The following is a 24,867-nucleotide window of genomic DNA, read 5'->3' as shown; positions in this document are numbered from 1 at the left end:
CCCAAGGGCTGATAACGCTCATACTGGTCACAACGGCAGCAAAGCATTACACTATGCGCCCTGCATTCCTGGCTACTATTTCGCAAGAGCAAGTCGATGACCAAAAAACTCCATATTAAAACCTGGGGCTGTCAGATGAACGAGTACGATTCATCGAAGATGGCCGATCTGCTGGATGCCACCCACGGCTATCAACTGACCGACGTGGCGGAAGAAGCGGATGTGCTGCTGCTGAACACCTGCTCAATCCGCGAGAAGGCTCAGGAAAAAGTCTTCCATCAGTTGGGTCGCTGGAAACTGTTAAAAGAGAAGAATCCGGACCTGATTATCGGTGTTGGCGGCTGCGTGGCTTCGCAGGAAGGCGACCACATTCGTCAACGCGCCCACTACGTCGATATTATTTTTGGGCCGCAAACGCTGCACCGTCTGCCGGAGATGATCAACTCCGTGCGCGGAAACCGCAGCCCGGTCGTAGATATCAGCTTCCCGGAAATCGAGAAGTTTGACCGTCTGCCAGAACCGCGCGCCGAAGGACCAACCGCGTTTGTCTCCATCATGGAAGGTTGCAATAAATATTGCACCTACTGCGTGGTGCCTTACACCCGTGGTGAAGAGGTAAGCCGTCCATCCGACGATATTCTGTTTGAGATTGCCCAGCTTGCCGCTCAGGGCGTGCGTGAAGTCAATCTGCTCGGTCAGAACGTGAACGCCTGGCGCGGTGAGAACTACGACGGCACCACCGGCTCGTTTGCCGATCTGCTGCGTCTGGTTGCCGCTATCGACGGGATCGATCGTATTCGCTTTACCACCAGCCATCCGATCGAATTTACCGACGATATCATCGAGGTTTATCGCGATACGCCAGAACTGGTGAGTTTCCTGCACCTGCCGGTACAGAGCGGTTCCGATCGCATCCTCAACCTGATGGGCCGTACCCACACGGCGCTGGAATACAAGGCGATCATCCGTAAATTGCGTGCGGCGCGTCCGGATATTCAGATCAGTTCTGACTTCATCGTTGGCTTCCCTGGCGAAACCACCGAAGACTTTGAGAAAACCATGAAGCTGATTGCCGACGTCAATTTCGACATGAGCTATAGCTTCATCTTCTCCGCACGTCCGGGTACACCAGCCGCCGATATGGTTGATGATGTTCCGGAAGAAGAGAAGAAGCAGCGTCTGTATATTCTGCAAGAACGTATCAATCAGCAAGCGATGGCATGGAGCCGCCGGATGCTCGGCACCACCCAGCGTATTCTGGTGGAAGGTACTTCGCGTAAGAACATCATGGAACTTTCCGGGCGTACCGAAAATAACCGCGTGGTCAATTTCGAAGGCACGCCGGATATGATCGGTAAATTCGTCGATGTGGAAATTACCGACGTTTACCCGAACTCCCTGCGCGGTAAAGTGGTACGTACCGAAGAGGAAATGGGTCTGCGCGTGGCAGAGGCTCCGGAATCGGTGATTGCCCGTACCCGCAAAGAAAACGACCTTGGCGTGGGTTATTATCAGCCGTAATTCTCAGGCCCGCCGTTCCGGTGGGCCTTGTTTTTTCTCTCTTTATCCCCATTTTTATCGCAATGCTTGCGCCTTTTTCCTGTGGCGTGAATAATTTCCTTATAGGCCGGTGAATGTTCAGCTTCCGGCGGCATACAAATAAGAGGAACGGTTTGAACATAGACACTCGCGAAATCACCCTGGAGCCAGCAGACAACGCGCGTCTGTTGAGCCTGTGCGGCCCGTTTGATGACAACATCAAGCAACTCGAACGCCGTCTCGGCATCGAAATCAATCGCCGCGATAACCACTTTAAACTGACCGGTCGTCCGATTTGCGTCACTGCCGCGGCAGACATTCTGCGCAGCCTGTATGTCGATACTGCCCCAATGCGCGGTCAGATCCAGGATATCGAACCGGAGCAGATCCACCTTGCGATTAAAGAAGCGCGAGTGCTGGAACAAAGTGCGGAAAGCGTGCCGGAGTACGGCAAAGCGGTCAATATCAAGACCAAACGCGGGGTCATTAAACCACGCACACCGAACCAGGCGCAGTACATCGCCCATATTCTTGACCATGACATCACCTTCGGCGTGGGTCCGGCGGGTACGGGTAAAACCTACCTGGCAGTGGCTGCGGCGGTTGATGCGCTGGAACGTCAGGAAATCCGTCGTATTCTGCTGACCCGTCCGGCAGTAGAAGCTGGTGAAAAATTAGGTTTTCTGCCCGGCGATTTAAGCCAGAAAGTAGACCCGTATCTGCGCCCGCTATACGACGCGCTGTTCGAAATGCTTGGCTTTGAAAAAGTCGAGAAACTGATTGAGCGCAACGTTATTGAAGTCGCGCCGCTGGCCTATATGCGTGGTCGAACACTGAACGACGCATTTATCATTCTTGATGAGAGCCAGAACACCACCATCGAACAGATGAAGATGTTCCTGACCCGTATCGGTTTTAACTCAAAAGCGGTTATCACCGGCGACGTCACGCAGATCGACCTGCCGCGTAATACCAAATCGGGTCTACGCCACGCCATCGAAGTGCTGGCCGATGTCGAAGAGATCAGCTTTAACTTCTTCCACAGCGAAGACGTTGTTCGTCACCCGGTAGTGGCGCGTATCGTTAACGCCTATGAAGCCTGGGAAGAAGCCGAACAAAAACGTAAAGCGGCGCTGGCGGCAGAGCGCAAGCGTGAAGAACAGGAACAAAAATGAGTCAGGTGATCCTCGATTTACAACTGGCCTGTGAAGATAATTCCGGGCTACCGGAAGAGAGCCAGTTTCAGACATGGCTGAATGCGGTGATCCCGCAGTTTCAGGAAGAATCAGAAGTGACTATTCGCCTGGTCGATACCGCCGAAAGCCACAGTCTGAATCTGACCTATCGCGGTAAAGATAAGCCGACCAACGTGCTTTCCTTCCCATTTGAAGTGCCGCCTGGCATGGAGATGTCGCTGCTGGGCGATCTGGTTATCTGCCGTCAGGTGGTTGAGAAAGAAGCGCAGGAACAAGGTAAACCACTGGAGGCGCACTGGGCGCATATGGTGGTGCACGGCAGTCTGCATTTGTTAGGTTACGATCACATCGAAGATGACGAAGCAGAAGAGATGGAAGCCCTCGAAACAGAGATTATGCTTGCTCTGGGCTATGAGGATCCGTACATTGCCGAGAAAGAATAATTTGCCGGGCATTTGACTGGCAGACGTCCCCGCCGTTGGTAAGTAACGACGGTGTTTTGATTAACTAACATGAGAACCCATACGACGCCATGAGCGACGACAATTCACACAGTAGTGACACGATAAGCAACAAGAAGGGATTTTTCTCCCTGTTACTCAGCCAACTTTTCCACGGTGAACCGAAAAACCGTGACGAACTGCTGGCGCTGATCCGTGATTCCGGGCAGAACGACCTTATCGACGAAGATACGCGCGATATGCTCGAAGGGGTAATGGACATCGCAGACCAACGCGTTCGCGACATCATGATCCCGCGCTCCCAGATGATTACTCTGAAACGCAACCAGACGCTGGATGAATGCCTTGATGTCATCATCGAGTCTGCCCACTCGCGTTTCCCGGTGATCAGCGAGGATAAAGATCACATTGAAGGGATTCTGATGGCGAAAGACTTGCTGCCGTTTATGCGCAGCGATGCTGAAGCCTTCAGCATGGACAAAGTGTTACGTCAGGCGGTTGTCGTTCCTGAAAGTAAGCGCGTAGACCGGATGCTGAAAGAGTTTCGCTCTCAGCGATACCACATGGCGATCGTCATTGACGAATTCGGCGGTGTTTCCGGTCTGGTGACCATTGAAGACATCCTGGAACTGATTGTTGGTGAGATTGAAGACGAGTATGACGAAGAAGATGATATCGACTTCCGTCAACTTAGCCGTCACACCTGGACCGTGCGTGCGCTGGCTTCCATCGAAGATTTCAACGAAGCGTTCGGCACCCACTTTAGCGATGAAGAGGTCGATACCATCGGTGGTCTGGTGATGCAGGCGTTTGGGCATCTTCCGGCGCGTGGCGAAACCATCGACATCGACGGTTACCAGTTCAAAGTGGCGATGGCCGACAGTCGGCGTATTATTCAGGTTCATGTCAAAATCCCGGATGACTCACCCCAGCCGAAGCTGGATGAATAAAACCGAAACTGGATAGATAACTACATGGCTTTTGCCTCATTACTTGAACGCCAGCGCATTCGCCTGCTGCTGGCGTTATTATTCGGTGCCTGCGGAACGCTGGCCTTCTCCCCTTATGACGTCTGGCCTGCGGCGATTGTTTCGCTGATGGGGCTTCAGGCTCTGACCTTTAACCGCCGCCCACTTCAGTCTGCCGCTATCGGCTTCTGCTGGGGATTTGGCCTGTTTGGCACCGGTATTAACTGGGTATATGTCAGCATCGCGACCTTTGGCGGGATGCCTGGCCCGGTAAACATCTTCCTGGTGGTGCTGCTGGCGGCGTATCTTTCGCTGTATACCGGGCTGTTTGCTGGTGTTCTGGCGCGGCTGTGGCCGAAAACCACCTGGCTGCGCGTGACGATTGCCGCCCCTGCCCTCTGGCAAGTCACCGAGTTTCTGCGCGGTTGGGTGCTAACTGGCTTTCCGTGGTTGCAGTTCGGCTATAGCCAGATTGACGGGCCGTTAAAAGGGCTGGCACCGATAATGGGCGTGGAAGCCATTAACTTCCTGCTGATGATGGTTAGTGGCCTGCTGGCGCTGGCGCTGGTCAAACGCAACTGGCGTCCGCTGGTGGTGGCCGTTGTGCTGTTTGCACTCCCCTTCCCTCTGCGTTACATCCAGTGGTTTACCCCGCAACCGGAGAAAACCATTCAGGTTTCAATGGTTCAGGGTGATATTCCACAATCACTGAAGTGGGATGAAAGCCAGCTTCTTAATACGCTGAAGATTTACTACAACGCGACAGCACCGCTGATGGGTAAATCGTCATTGATTATCTGGCCAGAGTCAGCAATTACCGATCTGGAAATGAATCAGCAACCGTTCCTCAAAGAGCTGGATGGCGTGCTGCGTGAAAAAGGTAGCTCGCTGATCACCGGGATTGTCGACGCGCGCCTCAATAAGCAGAACCGCTACGATACCTACAACACCATCATCACGCTGGGTAAAGGTGCACCTTACAGCTATGAATCGACCAATCGCTATAACAAAAACCATCTGGTGCCGTTTGGCGAGTTTGTCCCGCTGGAGTCGATTCTGCGTCCGTTAGCGCCGTTCTTTGATCTGCCGATGTCGTCATTCAGCCGCGGGCCTTATATCCAGCCGCCGCTGTCAGTGAATGGTATTCAGCTTACCGCAGCCATTTGCTACGAGATCATCCTTGGCGAGCAAGTGCGCGATAACTTCCGCCCGGATACCGACTATCTGCTGACTATCTCCAACGATGCATGGTTTGGTAAGTCTATTGGCCCGTGGCAGCACTTCCAGATGGCGCGAATGCGTGCGCTGGAACTGGCGCGCCCGCTGCTGCGTAGCACCAACAACGGCATTACGGCGGTGATTGGCCCACAGGGTGAGGTTCAGGCGATGATCCCGCAATTCACCCGCGAAGTATTAACCACTAACGTGACGCCGACTACCGGACTCACACCGTACGCACGTACCGGCAACTGGCCGCTGTGGGTGCTGACAGCACTGTTTGGTTTTGCCTCTGTGTTGATGAGTCTCCGTCAGCGACGTAAATAATCCCTTCTAATTGTGCCGGAATACATTACGTATTTCGGCACGCTCACCGGATGCGGCGTCAATGCGTTATCCGGATGACAAAATTCCCCTATCCAACTTTGGCACATCTATTGCTTTGTTATACAAGGCAAACCTTGAACCGGTGTCGGTACAACCAGGTTGCACCATAGCAATCCACCGATAGCACCAAAAGAGTGCATCTTGAGAATTTTGCTTCGGAATGGTGCGGTGCATCTCGCAAAAACAAACAATAAAACATCAATATCTTTACATTTATACAAACTAAATGTTACCTAACAAGCACAACACTGCACAATAAAGTTGCAGATGATAACAACACAAACACTCACAACGGGTATCCATGCGTTCTTAACGCAGAAGATAAAGGAGTTGGATATGCAATTACGTAAATCTGCCACAGCAATCCTGGCCCTGGCGCTTTCCGCAGGTCTGGCACAGGCAGAAGACACTGCCCCGACTGCAGGCAGTACGCTGGACAAAATCGCCAAAAACGGCGTGATTGTCGTCGGTCACCGCGAATCTTCGGTGCCTTTCTCTTATTACGACAACCAGCAAAAAGTGGTGGGTTACTCTCAGGATTATTCCAACGCCATTGTCGAGGCAGTGAAAAAGAAACTCAACAAACCGGATCTGCAGGTGAAACTGATCCCGATCACCTCACAAAACCGTATTCCGCTGCTGCAAAACGGCACTTTCGATTTTGAATGTGGTTCTACCACCAACAACCTCGAACGCCAGAAACAGGCGGCTTTCTCTGACACCATTTTCGTGGTCGGTACGCGCCTGCTGACCAAAAAAGACGGCGATGTTAAAGATTTTGCTGATCTGAAAGACAAAGCCGTAGTAGTCACTTCCGGCACCACTTCTGAAGTTCTGCTCAACAAACTGAATGAAGATCAGAAGATGAATATGCGCATCATCAGCGCCAAAGACCATGGTGACTCTTTCCGCACGCTGGAAAGCGGTCGTGCCGTTGCCTTTATGATGGATGACGCCCTGCTGGCCGGTGAACGTGCGAAAGCGAAGAAGCCTGATAACTGGGAAATCGTCGGCAAACCGCAGTCTCAGGAAGCTTACGGCTGCATGCTGCGCAAAGATGATCCGCAATTCAAAAAGCTGATGGATGACACCATCGCCCAGGTGCAGACCTCCGGTGAAGCGGAAAAATGGTTTGATAAGTGGTTCAAAAACCCCATTCCACCGAAAAACCTGAACATGAATTTCGAGTTGTCGGACGAAATGAAAGCACTGTTCAAAGAACCTAATGACAAAGCACTGAACTAATTACAAGAACCAGGGGCGGAAAGTTCAGCCCTCTCGATTGTTACGTAGCACGGACAGACTATACGCCTGATGGTCGTTCCCCATCGGGCCTGAAAACCGCAATACGCTGGGTAACAATCTTCGAGGGTAGCAGTTAACGCTGCTACCCTTTTTTTTCTGGAGTAGATTTATGTCTATAGACTGGAACTGGGGTATTTTTTTACAACAAGCCCCGTTCGGCAACACCACCTATCTCGGCTGGATCTGGAGCGGCTTTCAGGTCACTATCGCTCTGTCGATCTGCGCCTGGATTATCGCTTTCCTCGTCGGCTCGTTATTCGGCATTTTACGTACCGTTCCAAACCGTTTTCTCTCCGGTCTGGGCACGTTGTATGTCGAACTGTTCCGCAACGTGCCACTGATTGTGCAATTCTTTACCTGGTATCTGGTGATCCCAGAACTACTGCCGGAAAAAATCGGCATGTGGTTTAAGGCGGAGCTGGATCCCAATATTCAGTTTTTCCTTTCTTCCATGCTCTGCCTGGGGCTGTTTACTGCCGCTCGTGTTTGCGAACAGGTACGCGCCGCGATCCAGTCGCTGCCACGAGGGCAGAAGAATGCCGCACTGGCGATGGGGCTGACGCTGCCGCAAGCCTACCGCTATGTTCTGTTACCTAACGCCTATCGTGTTATCGTCCCACCGATGACCTCTGAGATGATGAACCTGGTGAAAAACTCCGCCATCGCCTCAACCATTGGTCTGGTAGATATGGCAGCACAGGCCGGAAAATTGCTCGATTACTCCGCCCACGCCTGGGAATCGTTTACCGCCATCACGCTGGCGTATGTGCTGATTAACGCCGTTATTATGCTGGTGATGACGCTGGTCGAACGTAAAGTTCGCCTGCCCGGCAACATGGGAGGCAAATAATGTACGAGTTTGACTGGAGTTCAATCGTTCCTTCCCTGCCGTATCTGCTGGATGGGCTGGTGATCACCCTGAAAATCACCATCACGGCAGTCGTGATTGGTATTTTGTGGGGCACGATGCTGGCGGTAATGCGCCTGTCCAGCTTTGCACCCGTGGCGTGGTTTGCCAAAGCCTACGTCAACGTGTTCCGTTCAATACCGTTAGTGATGGTTCTGTTGTGGTTTTACCTGATCGTGCCGGGTTTTCTGCAAAACGTGCTGGGATTATCACCCAAAACCGATATCCGCTTAATTTCTGCAATGGTGGCATTTTCGATGTTTGAAGCGGCCTACTATTCCGAGATTATCCGCGCCGGTATTCAAAGTATTTCTCGTGGTCAGTCGAGCGCTGCGCTGGCGTTAGGAATGACCCACTGGCAGTCGATGAAACTGATTATTCTGCCGCAGGCGTTCCGTGCGATGGTGCCGCTGCTGCTCACTCAGGGCATCGTCCTGTTTCAGGATACCTCGCTGGTGTATGTGTTATCTCTGGCCGATTTCTTCCGTACCGCCTCAACCATTGGTGAACGTGATGGTACGCAGGTGGAGATGATCCTGTTTGCCGGATTTGTTTATTTCATCATTAGCCTTAGCGCATCGTTGTTGGTCAGCTACTTGAAAAGAAGGACAGCATAATGATTACCCTGAAAAATGTTTCAAAATGGTATGGTCACTTTCAGGTGCTGACCGACTGCTCAACCGAAGTAAAAAAAGGCGAAGTGGTGGTGGTTTGCGGCCCGTCCGGCTCCGGTAAATCGACACTGATTAAAACCGTCAACGGCCTCGAACCGGTGCAGCAAGGTGAAATCACCGTTGATGGCATCGTGGTTAACGATAAGAAAACCGATCTGGCAAAACTGCGTTCCCGCGTCGGAATGGTGTTCCAGCATTTTGAGTTGTTTCCCCATCTGTCGATTATCGAAAACCTGACCCTGGCGCAGGTAAAAGTGCTTAAACGCGATAAAGCGCCCGCCCGCGAAAAGGCCCTGAAACTGCTGGAACGCGTGGGACTTTCTGCGCATGCCAATAAGTTTCCGGCGCAGCTTTCCGGTGGTCAGCAGCAGCGTGTAGCGATTGCCCGCGCATTATGTATGGATCCTATTGCGATGCTGTTCGACGAACCGACATCGGCACTGGATCCGGAGATGATCAACGAAGTGCTGGATGTGATGGTGGAGCTGGCGAATGAAGGAATGACTATGATGGTGGTCACCCACGAAATGGGCTTTGCCCGTAAAGTAGCAAATCGGGTGATCTTTATGGATGAAGGTAAAATTGTCGAAGACTCGCCAAAAGACGCGTTCTTTGATGATCCGAAATCAGACCGCGCAAAAGACTTCCTCGCGAAAATACTGCACTAATAAGTCAGGCGCGCATACTCAAGTGCGCGCCATCTCACGCTTTATCGTTTCGCCTCTCGTATCTGTTACATCCCGGCGTTACCCTTGTCGCAAAGAAGCACACAACAAGGAGCAACAATGGCACTGCCAATTCTGTTAGATTGCGACCCAGGTCATGATGACGCTATCGCAATAGTTCTCGCCCTCGCCTCACCAGAGCTTGATGTCAAAGCCATCACATCCTCCGCCGGAAACCAGACGCCCGATAAAACATTACGTAATGTTCTGCGTATGCTGACCCTACTTAATCGCACCGATATTCCGGTGGCTGGTGGCGCAGTAAAACCGTTAATGCGTGACTTGATTATCGCGGACAATGTGCACGGCGAAAGCGGCCTGGACGGCCCGGCATTGCCGGAACCGGCGTTTGCGCCGCAAAATTGCACGGCGGTGGAGCTGATGGCGAAAACGCTGCGCGAAAGTGCTGAACCCGTCACGATAGTTTCCACCGGACCACAAACTAACGTTGCGTTGTTGCTCAACAGCCACCCGGAGCTGCATAACAAAATCGCTCAAATTGTGATTATGGGCGGCGCGATGGGACTCGGTAACTGGACGCCAGCGGCAGAATTTAATATTTACGTTGACCCGGAAGCGGCGGAAATTGTCTTCCAGTCAGGGATTCCGGTGGTGATGGCTGGTCTGGATGTCACCCACAAAGCGCAAATTCACGTTGAGGATACCGAGCGTTTCCGCGCTATTGGTAACCCTGTTTCAACCATCGTTGCCGAACTGCTGGATTTCTTCCTCGAATATCACAAAGACGAAAAATGGGGCTTTGTCGGCGCACCGTTGCATGATCCATGCACCATCGCCTGGCTGCTAAAACCTGAACTGTTTACCACCGTTGAACGCTGGGTTGGTGTCGAAACACAAGGGAAATATACTCAGGGTATGACGGTTGTTGATTATTACTATCTCACTGGTAATAAACCAAATACCACCATAATGGTCGATGTGGATCGTCAGGGCTTTGTTGATTTACTGGCCGATCGTCTGAAATTTTACGCTTAATACACGTCATTGATTAAGATCACCACGTGAAAATGGGGTGATCTTACTCTGACTCTCTCTTTTTCCTTCAAGATATAAATGCAATGGATAATGCAGAACTCGCCATTGGTATCGATCTCGGTACTACCAATAGTTTAATTGCCGTCTGGAAAGGCGGTGCCGCACAATTAATTCCAAATAAATTCGGTGAATATTTAACACCATCCATAATTAGCATGGATGAAAATAATCATATTCTGGTCGGAAAACCGGCTGTATCACGGCGCACTTCGCATCCGGATAAAACCGCAGCGTTATTTAAACGCGCAATGGGCAGTAATACCAACTGGCGGTTAGGCAGCGACACATTTAACGCGCCAGAACTATCCTCTTTGGTATTACGCTCATTAAAAGAAGATGCCGAAGAATTTCTGCAACGTCCGATTAAAGATGTGGTGATCTCCGTTCCGGCTTATTTCAGCGATGAACAACGCAAGCATACCCGTTTAGCAGCGGAGTTAGCCGGGTTAAATGCAGTACGCTTAATTAATGAACCCACAGCAGCCGCGATGGCGTATGGCCTGCATACGCAACAAAACACCCGCTCGCTGGTTTTTGATCTCGGAGGCGGCACGTTTGACGTCACGGTGCTCGAATACGCCACGCCGGTGATTGAAGTTCACGCCTCCGCTGGCGACAACTTCCTTGGTGGCGAAGATTTTACTCATATGCTGGTGGATGAAGTGTTAAAACGCGCCGCAGTGGCTAAAAACACGCTCAACGAAAGTGAACTGGCGGCGCTGTATGTCTGTGTAGAAGCGGCAAAATGTGGCAATCAATTACCGCTGCACATTCACTGGCAGTACCAGGAAGAAACGCGGGAGTGCGAATTTTACGAGAACGAACTGGAAGATTTGTGGTTACCGCTACTCAACCGCTTGCGTGTGCCTATCGAACAGGCATTGCGCGATGCACGTTTGAAACCGAGTCAAATCGACAGTCTGGTGCTGGTTGGTGGCGCTTCGCAAATGCCATTAGTACAGCGAATTGCGGTACGTCTGTTTGGCAAGTTGCCGTATCAAAGCTACGATCCGAGCACCATTGTCGCATTGGGCGCAGCAATCCAGGCCGCCTGCCGCTTACGCAGTGAAGATATTGAAGAAGTGATCCTCACCGATATCTGCCCTTACTCTTTGGGCGTAGAAGTAAACCGTCAGGGGGTTTCCGGCATTTTCTCACCGATTATTGAACGAAACACGACTGTACCTGTATCGCGTGTAGAAACTTACTCGACCATGCACCCGGAGCAGGATTCAATTACGGTTAATGTCTACCAGGGGGAAAACCACAAAGTTAAGAACAATATTCTGGTGGAGTCCTTCGATGTGCCGCTGAAAAAAACCGGCGCTTACCAGTCTATCGATATTCGTTTTAGCTATGATATCAACGGATTGCTTGAAGTTGACGTGCTTCTGGAAGATGGTAACGTTAAGTCCAGAGTGATTAATCACAGCCCGGTGACGTTAAATGCGCAGCAAATAGAAGAGAGTCGGGCGCGGTTATCGGCATTAAAAATTTATCCGCGCGATATGCTTATTAACCGAACTTTTAAAGCCAAACTGGAAGAGTTATGGGCACGAGCGCTGGGCGATGAAAGAGAAGAGATTGGCCGGGTGATTGCCGATTTTGATGCGGCATTGCAGTCAAACGACATAGCGCGCGTCGATGAAGTTCGTCGGCGGGCGAGCGATTATCTGGCCATTGAGATCCCTTAAGCACGGCTGCCGGATGCGGCGTAAACGCCTTATCCGGCCTACCCGTAGGTCGAATAAGATGCGTTAGCATCGCATCCGACATTGAAGGATAGGATGCGTTAGCCTCACATCTAACTGAACAACATCGCAATTTTGCCGAGTGCATAACCTATCACCAGCACCGTTAAGCTGATTTTGATAATGCTGATAATGCTCTGTGGTTTTTCAATCTCATCATTCTTCTCTTCATGTTTTTCAGGTATTGGCTCATCGACATCTTCATCCACCGGCTCCAGCTTCACTTTCGTCAACAGCATACGAGTGATAATCGCTTCTAACGGATGTGCTTCTCCGCATTCCAGCCGCGCCTTCAGGCGGGCCAGCTTCTCTTGTTTCGGAAACGCTTCCAGCACAACCTGTTCCGCTACCTGATACAGATTCAGTAACGGTGAATCTTGCTCTGTCTCGCTACCGACTTTTGATTTCCACCACGCCCATGCTTTGCGCTTATAAAACAGCGATTCAATAAATGATTGCCCTAAAGACGATAATTTACCGCTATGTAATATTTGCGCCCACAAAAGCCGTGTTCGGGCGCTCTCGCCTGGAACATATTTCAGCGGCTTACCTTGTGCATCAACCATGCTCTGCGCTTCGATAACCATCACTAACAGCGCGAAATAATCCGGGCAATGTTGCGCACTCCACTGCAACAACAAATTATCCGCTTGCGTCGATGAATGACTCTCCCAGTATGCACAGAGATCGGCAAGCAGGCTTTCCCCCTCGCCGCAGTACAACCGTTGTGCACACTGGTAATAACGGGCATCTTCGCTTTCTGGTTCTGCCGCTTGCCACTGTTGAGCCACAGGAATGAGTTCCGCCATACCTGTTTGCACCGAGCTGTACCAGCGCAACAGTTTGCGATGTAACTTCGCATCATCAGGAATGAACCACGGACCCTCCATCGCTAAAAACGCAGTAACATAGTCAGGATGGTAACGACAGCAGCGTTCCAGCGCGAAGTAATACTCAATCGTCTGGTTTTGTAACGCGACGGGGTATTCCAGAAGGCTAAGAAAATCGAAACAATCCCCAGCCTGAATAGCCTCAAGAAAAGCCTCCCGCTCTTCTTCATCCATTCCTTCGCTGTCACTAAATGAATGCCAGTTCAAACGCCCGGCCAGCAAAGAAGCGCAATTTAATGAAAGGTATCGCGCTTCTATGGCGATTGCGCACAGCGACCAGCGTAATTGATCCACCTCTTCCATATTGTAGTTATTTAATTGCTGAATAAATTTCTGCCAGGCGGAGGGCTGAAAACGTTCACTTTCTGAATTCAGTAATGCCCTGAATGCGCTCAGTGCTTCATGTTCAACTGCGGTGCTGCTCTTTTCATCAACTGATTCTTCTACAGAATTTACCGCCAGTCGCAGCGCCTCTTCATAGGCCTGACGTAATGCTTTAAACCCTTGCGGATCGGTTTCGGGATGACACAACGGTAAGCGAGCAAGATAAGCCTGACGGATAATATCAATTTGCGTTGTGCTTTCGATTTCGAGAATTTGCCAACATGTTTTCATAGGTCGCTCACATCCTTAAGCGTTGCCGGGCATTCAGGCTGAACAGTTAATGGCCGCCAGGGAAGCGTGGCATAGAAACGATCGCTTCCTGCCACCAATTCTTCAAACATTCGGCTTCCGGCACTATCGTATTTGTACAGGGTTAGCGCCTCGTGTAGCGAAGCGTTGTCTTCACACTGGGAGGATTGCCAGTAGAGACGCCCTAACGAATAGGCGGAAAAATAGTGCATCCAACTGTGATAGTAATAGTGTGCCCGAACATAAACGCGCGATTGCAGCCATAAACTTTCGTCTTCTGTCAGCCAATTATTGAGTACACCGACGCGCGACAAAAACCCCATCCGAACATAATCCCAGGCTTTGATTCCCCCTTCCCCACAGCACATAGCGGTTTGGGCAACGAATTGGGTATAAATCAACCCGCGTTCGGAGCCACCAGCAATTAATGCTTTCCACTCATCAGGGGAAGAGCGATGCCATGCCAGATATAAACCAGCTAAATTATTCGCGTGGCCATCATCAGTCATTTGGTAAATAGTCTGAATTAAATCATCACGATTATTTATTCCCCAGGATGATGAGAGATCAAATTCTTTTATTCCGGTATACATTTTTGGCGAGTCGTGTGCAGGCTTGCATCCCTGATTAAGAATTTCCATTGGCGTAGAAAGCGCAAATAGAAGGTGTTGTTCATCCTTATCCATTTATTAACAATCCTTTAAGTACATTAACTGACTACTTTTTTATTAATGATGAGTATAAACTTGACGCTTTCAAAATAAAAAGAAAATCGAAGCATTGATAAATGAACAAAAAAATATATTTTATATTCACAATATTTATAGTTGCGGCAATCACTTGTATTAGCCAACCTAAGAAAACGACCTTGCGCGATAAAGCTATGGCGAATTATGTCTTTGATTATTTAAGCGCACCGGGCAGCCTTCCGTTTACCACGGCAGCAACGGAACTTTCCGCCATTCATGGTCACTCAACATCGCAATATCGCCTTGGCGAATTTTATCTTCATGGTAGTAATGGTAAACCGCTGGATTATGCAATGGCGAGGTACTGGTATGAGCAATCGGCGGAACAGGAAAATCCGCGCGCGCAGAGCAAACTAGGGTGGATCTACCTGAAAGGGCTGGGAGTCAAACCCGATACCCGTAAAGCAATTCTCTGGTATAAAGAAGCCGCTAAACAAGGGTATGTTCATGCACAATACACATTGGGTTTGATCTACAGAAACGGCACAGGCATAAACGTCAATAATTATGAAGCCCGCAAATGGTTGAAACTGGCAGCGGAACAACATTATAAAAATGCGGAAGAATTACTTGCAGAGCTTCCCGCACATTAAGATTTTTATCAGCCAACTAAATGGAGAATGCAACGGGTAAATACAGGATGGTCTGGAAGTTAAAAACATTACCCCTGTCAATGGCATATAAAAAGGATTCCAGTTCTTTTTCGTCTATTATCCCGGCATTTTCCTCCTGCAACCACCGCACTCTTTCTGCTAATAACACGACATACTCGAAAGATAAATAGGCAGCATTCATGGTTATCCTGCACAGCAACCAGCGTAACTTATCAATCTATTCCATTGAGCAATGATTTAATTGATGAATGAATCGCTGCCAGGTGGACTGCTTAAATCGTTCCTCATCCGAGGATAATAATGCGCGAAATGCCAGCAAAATTTCATGTTCTGCAATTTCAGTGTATTAAGAACATGCATTAGCAGCCAATTTGCCGGGGCGCATTCTCGACGATACAGCCCCCCCTAAATATGAAGAAGCGGTTGACTGGTAAAGGCTGTCGATCTCCGACAAGCTCTCAACTTGTACCGTAAAGTTCAGTCATCCGCTACAAGAGATGTCAGTAAAGAAATCCGTGAGATTGAAAATTTACTGTAGAGATAAAAACAGATAAGGGTCGGACGATTTTCATTCGACCCAAATTATCTTTATTACTGTGCGAAATCAGACTATTACGGCTCGAACGGGCGTCTCTGGAACTGGTCGTGACCGCATTTCGGGCATAGCGTCAGCACTTCCGGCGTGTAGATTGGGAGATGAAAATGACATTTCTCGCAGACCAGATTCCCCAGCCCTACCACTTCTCCGCTGTGGTAAACCCCGTGATGGTTGAGATCCTGGAAAACTTCGCGCCACTCAAGCTGCGTTTTATCGGTGATATCCGCCAGCTCCTGCCACAAGCTTTCTTTAATCACCCGCATAAAAACACTGTCAGATTCTTCTTTCAGACTCTCTTCATAGCTCATAGCGAACTCTTCCAGGTCACGTCTGACGGCGCGTGTCAGTTCATCGACCTCGGTTCGCGTTAACTCCCCTGTTTTTATTACGCGCTCGCGCGCCTGTTCTACCAGCGCGTCGATATCACGCTCGCCATTGCGCAGGCGTTCGCTCAGTGACGCGACCAGTTCACGGTAATATTGAGCAACCTTGTTCATCGTTTCATCTCCCGGGTCGTTAACTGACTATAATAATAGACGTTCTTTGTTCCTTACTTTGCTAATACGCCCACAAACTCTGTAAATTAATGTATGAATAATCCGGGCATCATTTCAACGTCGAGTGCGCGAAAGGCTGTTTTGACGCGGACGTTTGGGCTATGCTATGCGGATCTGAAAAACCACCTCAACGCTACATTTGTAGCCGTATTGAAAACAGGACCACTGGCTGCCATGCAAGAGCAATACCGCCCGGAAGAGATAGAATCCAAAGTACAGCTTCACTGGGATGAGAAGCGCACATTTGAAGTAACCGAAGACGAGAGCAAAGAGAAGTATTACTGCCTGTCTATGCTTCCCTATCCTTCTGGTCGACTACACATGGGCCACGTTCGTAACTACACCATTGGTGACGTGATCGCCCGCTACCAGCGTATGCTGGGCAAAAACGTTCTTCAGCCGATCGGCTGGGATGCGTTTGGTCTGCCTGCGGAAGGCGCAGCGGTGAAAAACAACACCGCGCCAGCACCGTGGACGTATGACAACATCGCGTACATGAAAAACCAGCTCAAAATGCTGGGCTTTGGTTATGACTGGAGCCGCGAGCTGGCGACCTGTACGCCAGAATACTACCGTTGGGAACAGAAATTCTTCACCGAGCTGTATAAAAAAGGCCTGGTATATAAGAAGACTTCTGCGGTCAACTGGTGCCCGAACGACCAGACCGTACTGGCGAACGAGCAGGTTATCGACGGCTGCTGCTGGCGTTGTGATACCAAAGTTGAACGTAAAGAGATCCCGCAGTGGTTTATCAAAATCACCGCTTACGCTGACGAGCTGCTTAACGATCTGGATAAACTGGATCACTGGCCAGACACTGTTAAAACCATGCAGCGTAACTGGATCGGTCGTTCCGAAGGCGTGGAAATCACCTTCAACGTTAACGACTATGACAACACACTGACCGTTTACACTACCCGCCCTGACACCTTTATGGGTTGTACCTACCTGGCGGTAGCGGCAGGTCACCCGCTGGCACAGAAGGCAGCGGAAAATAATCCTGAACTGGCGGCCTTTATTGATGAATGCCGTAACACCAAAGTTGCCGAAGCTGAAATGGCGACAATGGAGAAAAAAGGCGTCGATACCGGCTTTAAAGCTGTTCATCCATTAACTGGCGAAGAAATTCCGGTTTGGGCGGCAAACTTCGTATTGATGGAGTACGGCACTGGCGCAGTCATGGCCGTTCCGGGTCACGACCAGCGCGATTACGAATTTGCCTCTAAATATGGTCTGAACATCAAGCCGGTTATCCTGGCGGCTGACGGTTCTGAACCGGATCTCTCCCAGCAGGCGCTGACGGAAAAAGGCGTGCTGTTCAACTCTGGCGAGTTCAACGGTCTTGACCATGAAGCGGCCTTTAACGCCATTGCCGACAAACTGACGGCAATGGGCGTTGGCGAGCGTAAAGTTAACTATCGCCTGCGTGACTGGGGTGTTTCCCGTCAACGTTACTGGGGTGCGCCAATCCCAATGGTTACGCTGGAAGACGGTACTGTAATGCCAACTCCGGATGACCAACTGCCGGTGATCCTACCGGAAGATGTGGTGATGGACGGCATTACCAGCCCAATCAAAGCAGATCCTGAGTGGGCGAAAACCACTGTTAACGGTATGCCAGCACTGCGTGAAACCGACACCTTCGACACCTTTATGGAGTCCTCCTGGTACTATGCGCGCTACACTTGCCCGGAGTACAAAGAAGGTATGCTGGATTCCAAAGCGGCTAACTACTGGCTGCCGGTAGATATCTACATTGGTGGTATCGAACACGCCATCATGCACCTGCTCTACTTCCGCTTCTTCCATAAACTAATGCGTGATGCAGGTATGGTGAACTCTGACGAACCAGCGAAACAGTTGTTGTGTCAGGGCATGGTGCTGGCAGATGCTTTCTACTACGTTGGCGAAAACGGCGAGCGTAACTGGGTTTCTCCGGTTGATGCCATCGTTGAGCGTGACGAGAAAGGCCGTATCGTGAAAGCGAAAGACGCGGCAGGTCATGAGCTGGTGTATACCGGCATGAGCAAAATGTCCAAATCGAAGAATAACGGTATCGACCCACAGGTAATGGTTGAACGTTATGGTGCGGACACCGTTCGTCTGTTTATGATGTTCGCATCTCCGGCAGATATGACGCTCGAATGGCAGGAGTCCGGCGTTGAAGGGGCTAACCGCTTCCTGAAACGTGTCTGGAAACTGGTTTACGAGCACACTGCAAAAGGTGATGTTGCGGCACTGAACGTCGATGCACTGACTGAAGATCAGAAAGCTCTGCGTCGCGATGTTCATAAAACTATCGCTAAAGTAACCGATGATATCGGCCGTCGTCAGACCTTCAACACCGCAATTGCGGCGATTATGGAGCTGATGAACAAGCTGGCGAAAGCGCCGACCGATAGCGAGCAGGATCGCGCGCTGATGCAGGAAGCTCTGCTGGCCGTTGTGCGTATGCTTAACCCGTTCACGCCGCACATCTGCTTCACCTTGTGGCAGGAGCTGAAAGGCGAAGGCGATATCGACAACGCGCCGTGGCCGGTTGCTGACGAAAAAGCGATGGTGGAAGATTCCACGCTGGTGGTTGTGCAGGTTAACGGTAAAGTCCGTGCCAAAATCACCGTTCCGGTGGATGCAACGGAAGAGCAGGTTCGCGAACGTGCTGGCCAGGAACATCTGGTGGCAAAATATCTTGATGGCGTTACCGTACGTAAAGTGATTTACGTACCGGGTAAACTCCTCAATCTGGTCGTTGGCTAAGCGCGGGAGGAAGCGTGCGATATCTGGCAACATTGTTGTTATCTCTGGCGGTGTTAATCACCGCCGGGTGTGGCTGGCATCTGCGTAACACCACGCAGATTCCTTCCACCATGAAAGTCATGATCCTGGACTCTGGCGACCCGAACGGGCCGTTAAGCCGTGCGGTGCGTAATCAGTTGCGTCTGAACGGTGTTGAGCTACTTGATAAAGAAACTACACGCAAGGATGTCCCATCTCTGCGTCTGGGCAAAGTGAGCATCGCGAAAGATACCGCCTCGGTATTCCGTAACGGTCAAACAGCAGAGTATCAGATGATCATGACGGTGAATGCGACCGTATTGATCCCTGGCCGTGACATCTACCCGATTAGCGCCAAAGTCTTCCGTTCGTTCTTCGATAACCCGCAAATGGCGTTAGCGAAAGATAATGAGCAGAGCATGATCATTCAAGAGATGTACGACCGTGCCGCCGAACAGCTTATTCGTAAGCTGCCAAGCATTCGCGCTGCGGATATCCGTTCCGACGAAGATACGTCGACAACAACGGATACTACAGCAACGCCTGCACGCGTCTCCACCACACTGGGTAACTGATGATTCGGTTGTACCCAGAACAACTCCGCGCGCAGCTCAATGAAGGGCTGCGCGCGGCGTATCTTTTACTTGGTAACGATCCCCTGTTGTTGCAGGAAAGCCAGGACGCTGTTCGTCAGGTGGCTGCAGCACAAGGATTCGAAGAACACCACACTTTCTCCATTGATCCCAACACGGACTGGAATGCGATTTTTTCGTTATGCCAGGCCATGAGCCTGTTCGCCAGTCGACAAACGCTGTTGCTGTTATTACCAGAAAATGGGCCAAATGCAGCGATCAATGAACAACTATTCACGCTCACCGGACTTCTGCATGACGATCTGCTGTTGATCATACGCGGCAATAAGTTAAGTAAAGCGCAGGAAAATGCCGCCTGGTTTACCGCACTTGCCAATCGAAGTGTGCAGGTAACCTGTCAGACGCCGGAACAGGCCCAGCTCCCTCGCTGGGTTGCCACGCGAGCCAAACAGCTCAACCTGGAACTGGATGACGCCGCAAATCAGGTACTCTGCTATTGTTATGAAGGTAACCTGTTGGCGCTGGCACAGGCACTGGAGCGATTGTCGTTACTCTGGCCTGACGGCAAACTGACGCTGCCACGCGTTGAGCAAGCGGTGAATGATGCCGCGCATTTCACCCCTTTTCATTGGGTTGATGCTTTGTTAATGGGCAAAAGCAAGCGCGCGTTGCATATTCTTCAGCAACTGCGTCTGGAAGGCAGCGAGCCGGTTATTTTGTTGCGCACGTTACAACGTGAACTGTTGTTACTGGTTAACCTGAAACGCCAGTCTGCCCATACGCCATTACGCGTGTTGTTTGATAAGCATCGCGTTTGGCAGAACCGCCGGGGCATGATGGGTGAGGCGTTAAATCGCCTAAGCCAGCCGCAGTTACGTCAGGCCGTGCAACTTCTGGCACGAACGGAACTCACCCTCAAACAAGATTACGGTCAGTCGGTGTGGGCAGAGCTGGAGGGGTTATCTCTTCTGTTAAGCCATAAACCACTGGCGGACGTATTTATCGATGGTTGATATGAAATCTTTACAGGCTCTGTTTGGCGGCACCTTTGATCCGGTGCACTATGGTCATCTTAAACCCGTGGAAACACTGGCGAATTTGATTGGTCTGACGCGGGTTACTATCATCCCTAACAATGTTCCTCCGCATCGTCCGCAGCCGGAAGCGAACAGCGCACAGCGAAAACACATGCTTGAACTGGCGATTGCCGACAAGCCTCTGTTTACCCTGGATGAACGCGAGTTAAAGCGCAATGCCCCCTCTTACACTGCACAAACACTAAAAGAGTGGCGGCAAGAGCAAGGACCAGATGCGCCGCTGGCGTTTATTATCGGTCAGGATTCATTGCTGACCTTTCCGACCTGGTACGAATACGAAACTATTCTCGACAATGCACACTTGATTGTCTGTCGGCGTCCCGGTTATCCGCTTGAAATGGCGCAACCACAGTATCAACAGTGGTTGGAAGATCATTTGACGCATAACCCGGAAGATCTGCATCTTCAGTCTGCCGGTAAAATTTATCTTGCTGAAACGCCGTGGTTTAACATTTCTGCGACCATTATCCGCGAACGTTTGCAAAACGGTGAATCGTGTGAGGATTTGTTGCCGGAATCAGTATTGACCTACATTAACCAACAAGGCTTGTATCGCTGATACCTGTCATCACGGAGGGAATGATGCGACTATGGTTAATTCGTCATGGAGAAACGCAAGCGAATGTCGATGGTTTATATAGTGGTCATGCGCCAACGCCACTGACCGCGCGCGGTGTCGAGCAAGCGCAAAGCCTGCATACCCTGCTGCGTGATGTTCCCTTCGATATAGTTTTATGCAGTGAACTGGAACGTGCGCAGCATACCGCGCGGCTGGTTCTCAGCGATCGTCAGCTCTCCCTACACACCGTCCCTGAACTCAACGAAATGTTTTTTGGTGACTGGGAGATGCGGCACCATCGCGATTTGATGCAAGAAGATGCTGAAAATTACAGCGCGTGGTGCGATGACTGGCAGCATACCATCCCGACTAACGGTGAAGGGTTTCAGGCGTTTTCGCAACGCGTAGAGCGCTTTATCGCCGGGCTTAAGGAATATCAGCAATATAAAAATATATTAGTCGTCAGCCATCAGGGCGTGTTGAGCCTGTTAATTGCCCGTTTAATTGGCATGCCCGCCGGGGCAATGTGGCATTTCCGCATCGACCAGGGATGCTGGAGCGCCATTGATATCAACGAAACATTTGTAACCTTGCGTGTCCTCAATAGCCGTGCCATCGGGTTCGAGAGCGCATGACTTTTCTGTTTTTTTACGGGTAAGCCGCAACGACCATTGACAGCCCCGGGCAGGCTGATATTCTCCGCAGCCAGACTTTTTCCGCTAAACACGACTTTGTAGAAATTGTTTTACAAAAATGGCGATGCAATCTGCGGCGCGGGGTGGGATGATAGCCCACTTTCGAAGCCGATTCGGAGACAATTGTCCCGAAATCGCCTCTGGTTCAGGTATACTGACAGACCATTTTTATCTTTTTTGATTCACCCAGGGGGAAAACTTGCAGGGTAAAGCACTCCAGGATTTTGTTATCGACAAAATTGATGACCTCAAAGGTCAGGACATCATCGCCTTAGACGTTCAGGGCAAATCCAGCATCACCGACTGCATGATCATCTGTACGGGTACATCCAGCCGTCATGTCATGTCTATTGCCGACCATGTGGTGCAGGAGTCCCGTGCAGCGGGTCTGTTGCCGCTCGGCGTTGAAGGTGAAAACAGCGCTGACTGGATCGTCGTCGATCTGGGCGATGTGATTGTCCATGTTATGCAGGAAGAGAGCCGTCGCCTGTATGAGCTGGAAAAACTCTGGAGTTAATGTGTGAAGCTGCAACTTGTCGCCGTAGGAACGAAAATGCCGGACTGGGTACAAACCGGTTTTACCGAGTACCTGCGTCGTTTTCCAAAAGATATGCCTTTTGAGCTGATTGAAATACCGGCCGGAAAACGCGGCAAGAACGCGGACATCAAGCGCATACTCGACAAAGAGGGTGAGCAAATGCTGGCAGCCGCAGGTAAAAACCGCATTGTCACCCTCGATATTCCAGGCAAGCCCTGGGACACGCCGCAGTTAGCCGCTGAACTGGAACGCTGGAAACTCGATGGCCGCGACGTCAGCCTGCTTATTGGCGGGCCGGAAGGGTTATCGCCTGCCTGTAAAGCAGCAGCAGAACAAAGCTGGTCGCTTTCCGCGCTGACACTCCCCCATCCGCTGGTTCGCGTACTGGTCGCAGAAAGTCTGTACCGGGCGTGGAGCATCACCACCAACCATCCTTATCATCGTGAGTGATAAGAAAGCTTTGAGTAGAAAACGCAGCGGATGAAACTACAGAACTCTTTTCGCGACTATACGGCAGAGTCCGCGCTGTTTGTGCGCCGGGCGCTGGTCGCCTTTTTGGGGATTTTGCTGCTGACCGGCGTGCTTATCGCCAACCTGTATAATCTGCAAATTGTTCGTTTTACCGATTATCAGACCCGTTCTAATGAAAACCGCATCAAGCTGGTGCCTATCGCCCCCAGCCGCGGCATTATATACGACCGTAACGGCATCCCTCTGGCACTCAATCGCACTATCTATCAGATAGAGATGATGCCAGAGAAAGTCGATAACGTGCAGCAAACGCTGGATGCCCTGCGCAACGTGGTCGATCTGACCGATGACGATATTGCAGCCTTCAGAAAAGAGCGCGCACGTTCACACCGTTTTACCTCCATTCCGGTGAAAACTAATCTGACCGAAGTACAAGTTGCACGCTTTGCCGTCAATCAGTACCGTTTTCCGGGGGTGGAAGTGAAAGGCTATAAACGCCGTTACTATCCCTACGGCTCAGCACTGACGCATGTCATCGGTTACGTCTCGAAAATCAACGATAAAGATGTCGAACGCCTGAATAATGACGGCAAACTGGCCAACTATGCCGCGACGCATGACATTGGTAAGTTGGGAATTGAGCGTTATTACGAAGACGTGCTGCACGGTCAGACGGGTTATGAAGAAGTTGAAGTTAACAACCGTGGTCGCGTTATCCGCCAGTTAAAAGAAGTCCCACCGCAAGCCGGGCACGATATTTACCTGACGATTGATCTCAAACTCCAGCAGTATATTGAGACACTGCTGGCAGGCAGTCGTGCGGCTGTCGTGGTCACCGATCCGCGTACAGGTGGCGTTCTGGCGCTGGTTTCCACGCCAAGCTATGACCCGAACCTGTTTGTTGACGGCATCTCCAGCAAAGATTATTCCGCGTTGCTGAACGACCCGAACACACCGCTGGTGAACCGCGCCACGCAGGGGGTTTATCCGCCAGCCTCGACTGTTAAGCCGTATGTGGCTGTTTCTGCGCTTAGCGCGGGCGTCATTACCCGCAATACCAGCTTGTTCGACCCCGGCTGGTGGCAACTACCGGGTTCGGAAAAACGTTACCGTGACTGGAAAAAATGGGGGCATGGCCGCCTGAATGTCACGAGATCGCTGGAGGAATCTGCGGATACCTTCTTCTATCAGGTTGCCTACGATATGGGGATCGATCGCCTTTCCGAATGGATGGGTAAATTCGGTTACGGTCATTACACCGGTATCGATCTTGCTGAAGAACGTTCCGGTAACATGCCTACCCGCGAATGGAAACAGAAACGCTTTAAAAAACCGTGGTATCAGGGTGACACCATTCCGGTCGGTATCGGTCAGGGTTATTGGACTGCAACCCCTATCCAGATGAGTAAAGCACTGATGATCCTGATTAACGACGGTATCGTGAAGGTTCCACATTTGCTGATGAGCACCGCCGAAGATGGCAAACAGGTGCCGTGGGTGCCGCCACATGAACCACCAGTTGGCGATATTCATTCAGGTTACTGGGAGCTGGCAAAAGATGGCATGTTCGGGGTTGCCAACCGCCCTAATGGCACGGCGCATAAATACTTTGCCAGCGCACCGTACAAAATTGCGGCGAAATCTGGTACGGCGCAGGTCTTCGGTCTGAAAGCGAACGAAACTTATAATGCGCACAAAATTGCCGAACGTCTGCGTGACCACAAACTGATGACCGCATTTGCACCGTATAACAATCCGCAAGTGGCTGTCGCTATGATTCTGGAAAACGGCGGCGCGGGCCCGGCGGTCGGTACGCTAATGCGCCAGATCCTCGACCACATTATGCTTGGCGATAACAACACCGATCTGCCTGCGGAAAATCCAGCGGTTACCGCAGCGGAGGACCATTAA

General features: G+C 50.8%; 23 protein-coding genes and 2 pseudogenes. 21 read left to right on the top strand and 4 right to left on the bottom strand.

Features of this window, described 5'->3' with window-relative positions; all coding sequences use genetic code 11:
• Positions 1-96 precede the first annotated feature (96 nt).
• From miaB to hscC, 11 genes are all read left to right on the top strand, one after another.
• The gene (gene miaB / locus A1SC_RS00180; RefSeq protein WP_001515972.1) at positions 97-1,521 is read left to right on the top strand and encodes a tRNA (N6-isopentenyl adenosine(37)-C2)-methylthiotransferase MiaB; all 1,425 of its coding nucleotides are present in this window, start codon (positions 97-99) and stop codon (positions 1,519-1,521) included.
• Positions 1,522-1,673: 152 nt separating this feature from the next.
• The gene (locus tag A1SC_RS00185) at positions 1,674-2,714 is read left to right on the top strand and encodes a PhoH family protein (RefSeq protein ID WP_024191850.1); all 1,041 of its coding nucleotides are present in this window, start codon (positions 1,674-1,676) and stop codon (positions 2,712-2,714) included.
• Positions 2,711-3,178, top strand: coding sequence for an rRNA maturation RNase YbeY (ybeY, locus tag A1SC_RS00190; protein WP_000084457.1), 468 nt, complete (start codon positions 2,711-2,713; stop codon positions 3,176-3,178). The genes A1SC_RS00185 and ybeY overlap by 4 nt, the downstream gene beginning before the upstream one ends.
• An 89-nt stretch (positions 3,179-3,267) precedes the next feature.
• Positions 3,268-4,146 (top strand): CNNM family magnesium/cobalt transport protein CorC, encoded by an 879-nt coding sequence (corC, locus tag A1SC_RS00195; RefSeq protein ID WP_001278605.1) that lies wholly within the window; start codon positions 3,268-3,270, stop codon positions 4,144-4,146.
• Positions 4,147-4,170: 24 nt separating this feature from the next.
• The gene (gene lnt, locus A1SC_RS00200) at positions 4,171-5,709 is read left to right on the top strand and encodes an apolipoprotein N-acyltransferase (protein ID WP_016263045.1); all 1,539 of its coding nucleotides are present in this window, start codon (positions 4,171-4,173) and stop codon (positions 5,707-5,709) included.
• A gap of 396 nt (positions 5,710-6,105) precedes the next feature.
• Entirely contained in the window at positions 6,106-7,014 is a 909-nt protein-coding gene (gene gltI, locus A1SC_RS00205) for a glutamate/aspartate ABC transporter substrate-binding protein GltI (protein WP_001515970.1), read from the top strand.
• Positions 7,015-7,183: 169 nt separating this feature from the next.
• A complete protein-coding gene (gene gltJ / locus A1SC_RS00210; RefSeq protein WP_000020950.1) occupies positions 7,184-7,924 on the top strand; it encodes a glutamate/aspartate ABC transporter permease GltJ in 741 nt (246 codons plus the stop codon).
• Positions 7,924-8,598, top strand: coding sequence for a glutamate/aspartate ABC transporter permease GltK (gene gltK, locus A1SC_RS00215; protein WP_000272808.1), 675 nt, complete (start codon positions 7,924-7,926; stop codon positions 8,596-8,598). The genes gltJ and gltK overlap by 1 nt, the downstream gene beginning before the upstream one ends.
• Positions 8,598-9,323, top strand: coding sequence for a glutamate/aspartate ABC transporter ATP-binding protein GltL (gltL, locus tag A1SC_RS00220; protein WP_000631384.1), 726 nt, complete (start codon positions 8,598-8,600; stop codon positions 9,321-9,323). Before gltK ends, gltL begins: the two co-directional genes overlap by 1 nt.
• 117 nt (positions 9,324-9,440) lie before the next feature.
• Positions 9,441-10,376: a pyrimidine-specific ribonucleoside hydrolase RihA gene (gene rihA, locus A1SC_RS00225; protein ID WP_001515969.1), complete on the top strand. Its 936-nt coding sequence runs from the start codon at positions 9,441-9,443 to the stop codon at positions 10,374-10,376.
• 83 nt (positions 10,377-10,459) lie between these two features.
• Positions 10,460-12,130 (top strand): molecular chaperone HscC, encoded by a 1,671-nt coding sequence (gene hscC, locus A1SC_RS00230; RefSeq protein ID WP_016248464.1) that lies wholly within the window; start codon positions 10,460-10,462, stop codon positions 12,128-12,130.
• Positions 12,131-12,240: 110 nt separating this feature from the next.
• On the opposite strand, the gene A1SC_RS00235 is transcribed toward hscC, so the two are convergent.
• Both A1SC_RS00235 and A1SC_RS00240 read right to left on the bottom strand, forming a co-directional pair.
• Positions 12,241-13,692, bottom strand: coding sequence for a co-chaperone (locus tag A1SC_RS00235; protein WP_016263044.1), 1,452 nt, complete (start codon positions 13,690-13,692; stop codon positions 12,241-12,243).
• Positions 13,689-14,396 (bottom strand): DUF1266 domain-containing protein, encoded by a 708-nt coding sequence (locus A1SC_RS00240; protein ID WP_016263043.1) that lies wholly within the window; start codon positions 14,394-14,396, stop codon positions 13,689-13,691. Before A1SC_RS00240 ends, A1SC_RS00235 begins: the two co-directional genes overlap by 4 nt.
• Positions 14,397-14,497: 101 nt before the next feature.
• Here A1SC_RS00240 and A1SC_RS00245 point away from each other — a divergent pair, with 101 nt between their 5' ends.
• Positions 14,498-15,052 carry a tetratricopeptide repeat protein gene (locus A1SC_RS00245; RefSeq protein WP_016248462.1) on the top strand — a complete coding sequence of 185 codons (555 nt, stop codon included), beginning with the start codon at positions 14,498-14,500 and terminating at the stop codon, positions 15,050-15,052.
• 28 nt (positions 15,053-15,080) lie between these two features.
• On the opposite strand, the pseudogene A1SC_RS25570 reads toward A1SC_RS00245, so the two are convergent.
• Positions 15,081-15,413 (bottom strand): annotated as a pseudogene (locus tag A1SC_RS25570) (J domain-containing protein); the annotation flags it as partial.
• Positions 15,414-15,506: 93 nt separating this feature from the next.
• Here A1SC_RS25570 and A1SC_RS26000 point away from each other — a divergent pair.
• Positions 15,507-15,611, top strand: a pseudogene (locus A1SC_RS26000) (hypothetical protein); the annotation flags it as partial.
• Positions 15,612-15,685: 74 nt separating this feature from the next.
• On the opposite strand, the gene A1SC_RS00255 reads toward A1SC_RS26000, so the two are convergent.
• Complete coding sequence (locus tag A1SC_RS00255; RefSeq protein ID WP_001044880.1) at positions 15,686-16,168, bottom strand: zinc ribbon-containing protein; 483 nt, start codon at positions 16,166-16,168, stop codon at positions 15,686-15,688.
• Positions 16,169-16,402: 234 nt separating this feature from the next.
• Here A1SC_RS00255 and leuS point away from each other — a divergent pair, with 234 nt between their 5' ends.
• The 8 genes from leuS to mrdA all read left to right on the top strand — a co-directional run bounded on the left by leuS (position 16,403) and on the right by mrdA (position 24,867).
• Complete coding sequence (gene leuS / locus A1SC_RS00260; RefSeq protein WP_001366479.1) at positions 16,403-18,985, top strand: leucine--tRNA ligase; 2,583 nt, start codon at positions 16,403-16,405, stop codon at positions 18,983-18,985.
• Positions 18,986-18,999: 14 nt separating this feature from the next.
• Positions 19,000-19,578 (top strand): LPS assembly lipoprotein LptE, encoded by a 579-nt coding sequence (lptE, locus tag A1SC_RS00265; RefSeq protein ID WP_001269683.1) that lies wholly within the window; start codon positions 19,000-19,002, stop codon positions 19,576-19,578.
• Positions 19,578-20,609, top strand: a complete 1,032-nt coding sequence (holA, locus tag A1SC_RS00270) for a DNA polymerase III subunit delta (protein WP_000620521.1) — start codon at positions 19,578-19,580, stop codon at positions 20,607-20,609. The genes lptE and holA overlap by 1 nt, the downstream gene beginning before the upstream one ends.
• Before the next feature lies 1 nt (position 20,610).
• The gene (gene nadD / locus A1SC_RS00275) at positions 20,611-21,252 is read left to right on the top strand and encodes a nicotinate-nucleotide adenylyltransferase (protein ID WP_024214665.1); all 642 of its coding nucleotides are present in this window, start codon (positions 20,611-20,613) and stop codon (positions 21,250-21,252) included.
• A 23-nt stretch (positions 21,253-21,275) separates the two neighbouring features.
• Positions 21,276-21,887, top strand: a complete 612-nt coding sequence (locus A1SC_RS00280; protein WP_016248457.1) for an adenosylcobalamin/alpha-ribazole phosphatase — start codon at positions 21,276-21,278, stop codon at positions 21,885-21,887.
• Between the two features lie 259 nt (positions 21,888-22,146).
• Positions 22,147-22,464, top strand: a complete 318-nt coding sequence (gene rsfS, locus A1SC_RS00285; protein ID WP_001161664.1) for a ribosome silencing factor — start codon at positions 22,147-22,149, stop codon at positions 22,462-22,464.
• Between the two features lie 3 nt (positions 22,465-22,467).
• Positions 22,468-22,935, top strand: a complete 468-nt coding sequence (rlmH, locus tag A1SC_RS00290) for a 23S rRNA (pseudouridine(1915)-N(3))-methyltransferase RlmH (protein WP_000776104.1) — start codon at positions 22,468-22,470, stop codon at positions 22,933-22,935.
• 30 nt (positions 22,936-22,965) lie between these two features.
• The gene (gene mrdA, locus A1SC_RS00295) at positions 22,966-24,867 is read left to right on the top strand and encodes a peptidoglycan DD-transpeptidase MrdA (protein WP_000776176.1); all 1,902 of its coding nucleotides are present in this window, start codon (positions 22,966-22,968) and stop codon (positions 24,865-24,867) included.

It is taken from the genome of Escherichia sp. KTE52 (assembly GCF_000408325.1).
Lineage (GTDB): Bacteria > Pseudomonadota > Gammaproteobacteria > Enterobacterales > Enterobacteriaceae > Escherichia > Escherichia marmotae.
Note: the sequence above shows the minus strand (reverse complement) of the source record. Positions and strands in the feature narration are given on the sequence as shown.

Bases quoted from the DNA above. Each gene is read 5' to 3' on its own strand.
- A1SC_RS00255 (WP_001044880.1), bottom strand. From the start codon at position 16,168: ATGAACAAGGTTGCTCAATATTACCGTGAACTGGTCGCGTCACTGAGC.
- A1SC_RS00280 (WP_016248457.1), top strand. From the start codon at position 21,276: ATGCGACTATGGTTAATTCGTCATGGAGAAACGCAAGCGAATGTCGAT.
- A1SC_RS00235 (WP_016263044.1), bottom strand. From the start codon at position 13,692: ATGAAAACATGTTGGCAAATTCTCGAAATCGAAAGCACAACGCAAATT.
- A1SC_RS00245 (WP_016248462.1), top strand. From the start codon at position 14,498: ATGAACAAAAAAATATATTTTATATTCACAATATTTATAGTTGCGGCA.
- leuS (WP_001366479.1), top strand. From the start codon at position 16,403: ATGCAAGAGCAATACCGCCCGGAAGAGATAGAATCCAAAGTACAGCTT.
- gltL (WP_000631384.1), top strand. From the start codon at position 8,598: ATGATTACCCTGAAAAATGTTTCAAAATGGTATGGTCACTTTCAGGTG.
- ybeY (WP_000084457.1), top strand. From the start codon at position 2,711: ATGAGTCAGGTGATCCTCGATTTACAACTGGCCTGTGAAGATAATTCC.
- mrdA (WP_000776176.1), top strand. From the start codon at position 22,966: ATGAAACTACAGAACTCTTTTCGCGACTATACGGCAGAGTCCGCGCTG.
- hscC (WP_016248464.1), top strand. From the start codon at position 10,460: ATGGATAATGCAGAACTCGCCATTGGTATCGATCTCGGTACTACCAAT.
- lnt (WP_016263045.1), top strand. From the start codon at position 4,171: ATGGCTTTTGCCTCATTACTTGAACGCCAGCGCATTCGCCTGCTGCTG.
- gltK (WP_000272808.1), top strand. From the start codon at position 7,924: ATGTACGAGTTTGACTGGAGTTCAATCGTTCCTTCCCTGCCGTATCTG.
- miaB (WP_001515972.1), top strand. From the start codon at position 97: ATGACCAAAAAACTCCATATTAAAACCTGGGGCTGTCAGATGAACGAG.
- A1SC_RS00240 (WP_016263043.1), bottom strand. From the start codon at position 14,396: ATGGATAAGGATGAACAACACCTTCTATTTGCGCTTTCTACGCCAATG.
- gltJ (WP_000020950.1), top strand. From the start codon at position 7,184: ATGTCTATAGACTGGAACTGGGGTATTTTTTTACAACAAGCCCCGTTC.
- rihA (WP_001515969.1), top strand. From the start codon at position 9,441: ATGGCACTGCCAATTCTGTTAGATTGCGACCCAGGTCATGATGACGCT.
- nadD (WP_024214665.1), top strand. From the start codon at position 20,611: ATGAAATCTTTACAGGCTCTGTTTGGCGGCACCTTTGATCCGGTGCAC.
- gltI (WP_001515970.1), top strand. From the start codon at position 6,106: ATGCAATTACGTAAATCTGCCACAGCAATCCTGGCCCTGGCGCTTTCC.
- holA (WP_000620521.1), top strand. From the start codon at position 19,578: ATGATTCGGTTGTACCCAGAACAACTCCGCGCGCAGCTCAATGAAGGG.
- corC (WP_001278605.1), top strand. From the start codon at position 3,268: ATGAGCGACGACAATTCACACAGTAGTGACACGATAAGCAACAAGAAG.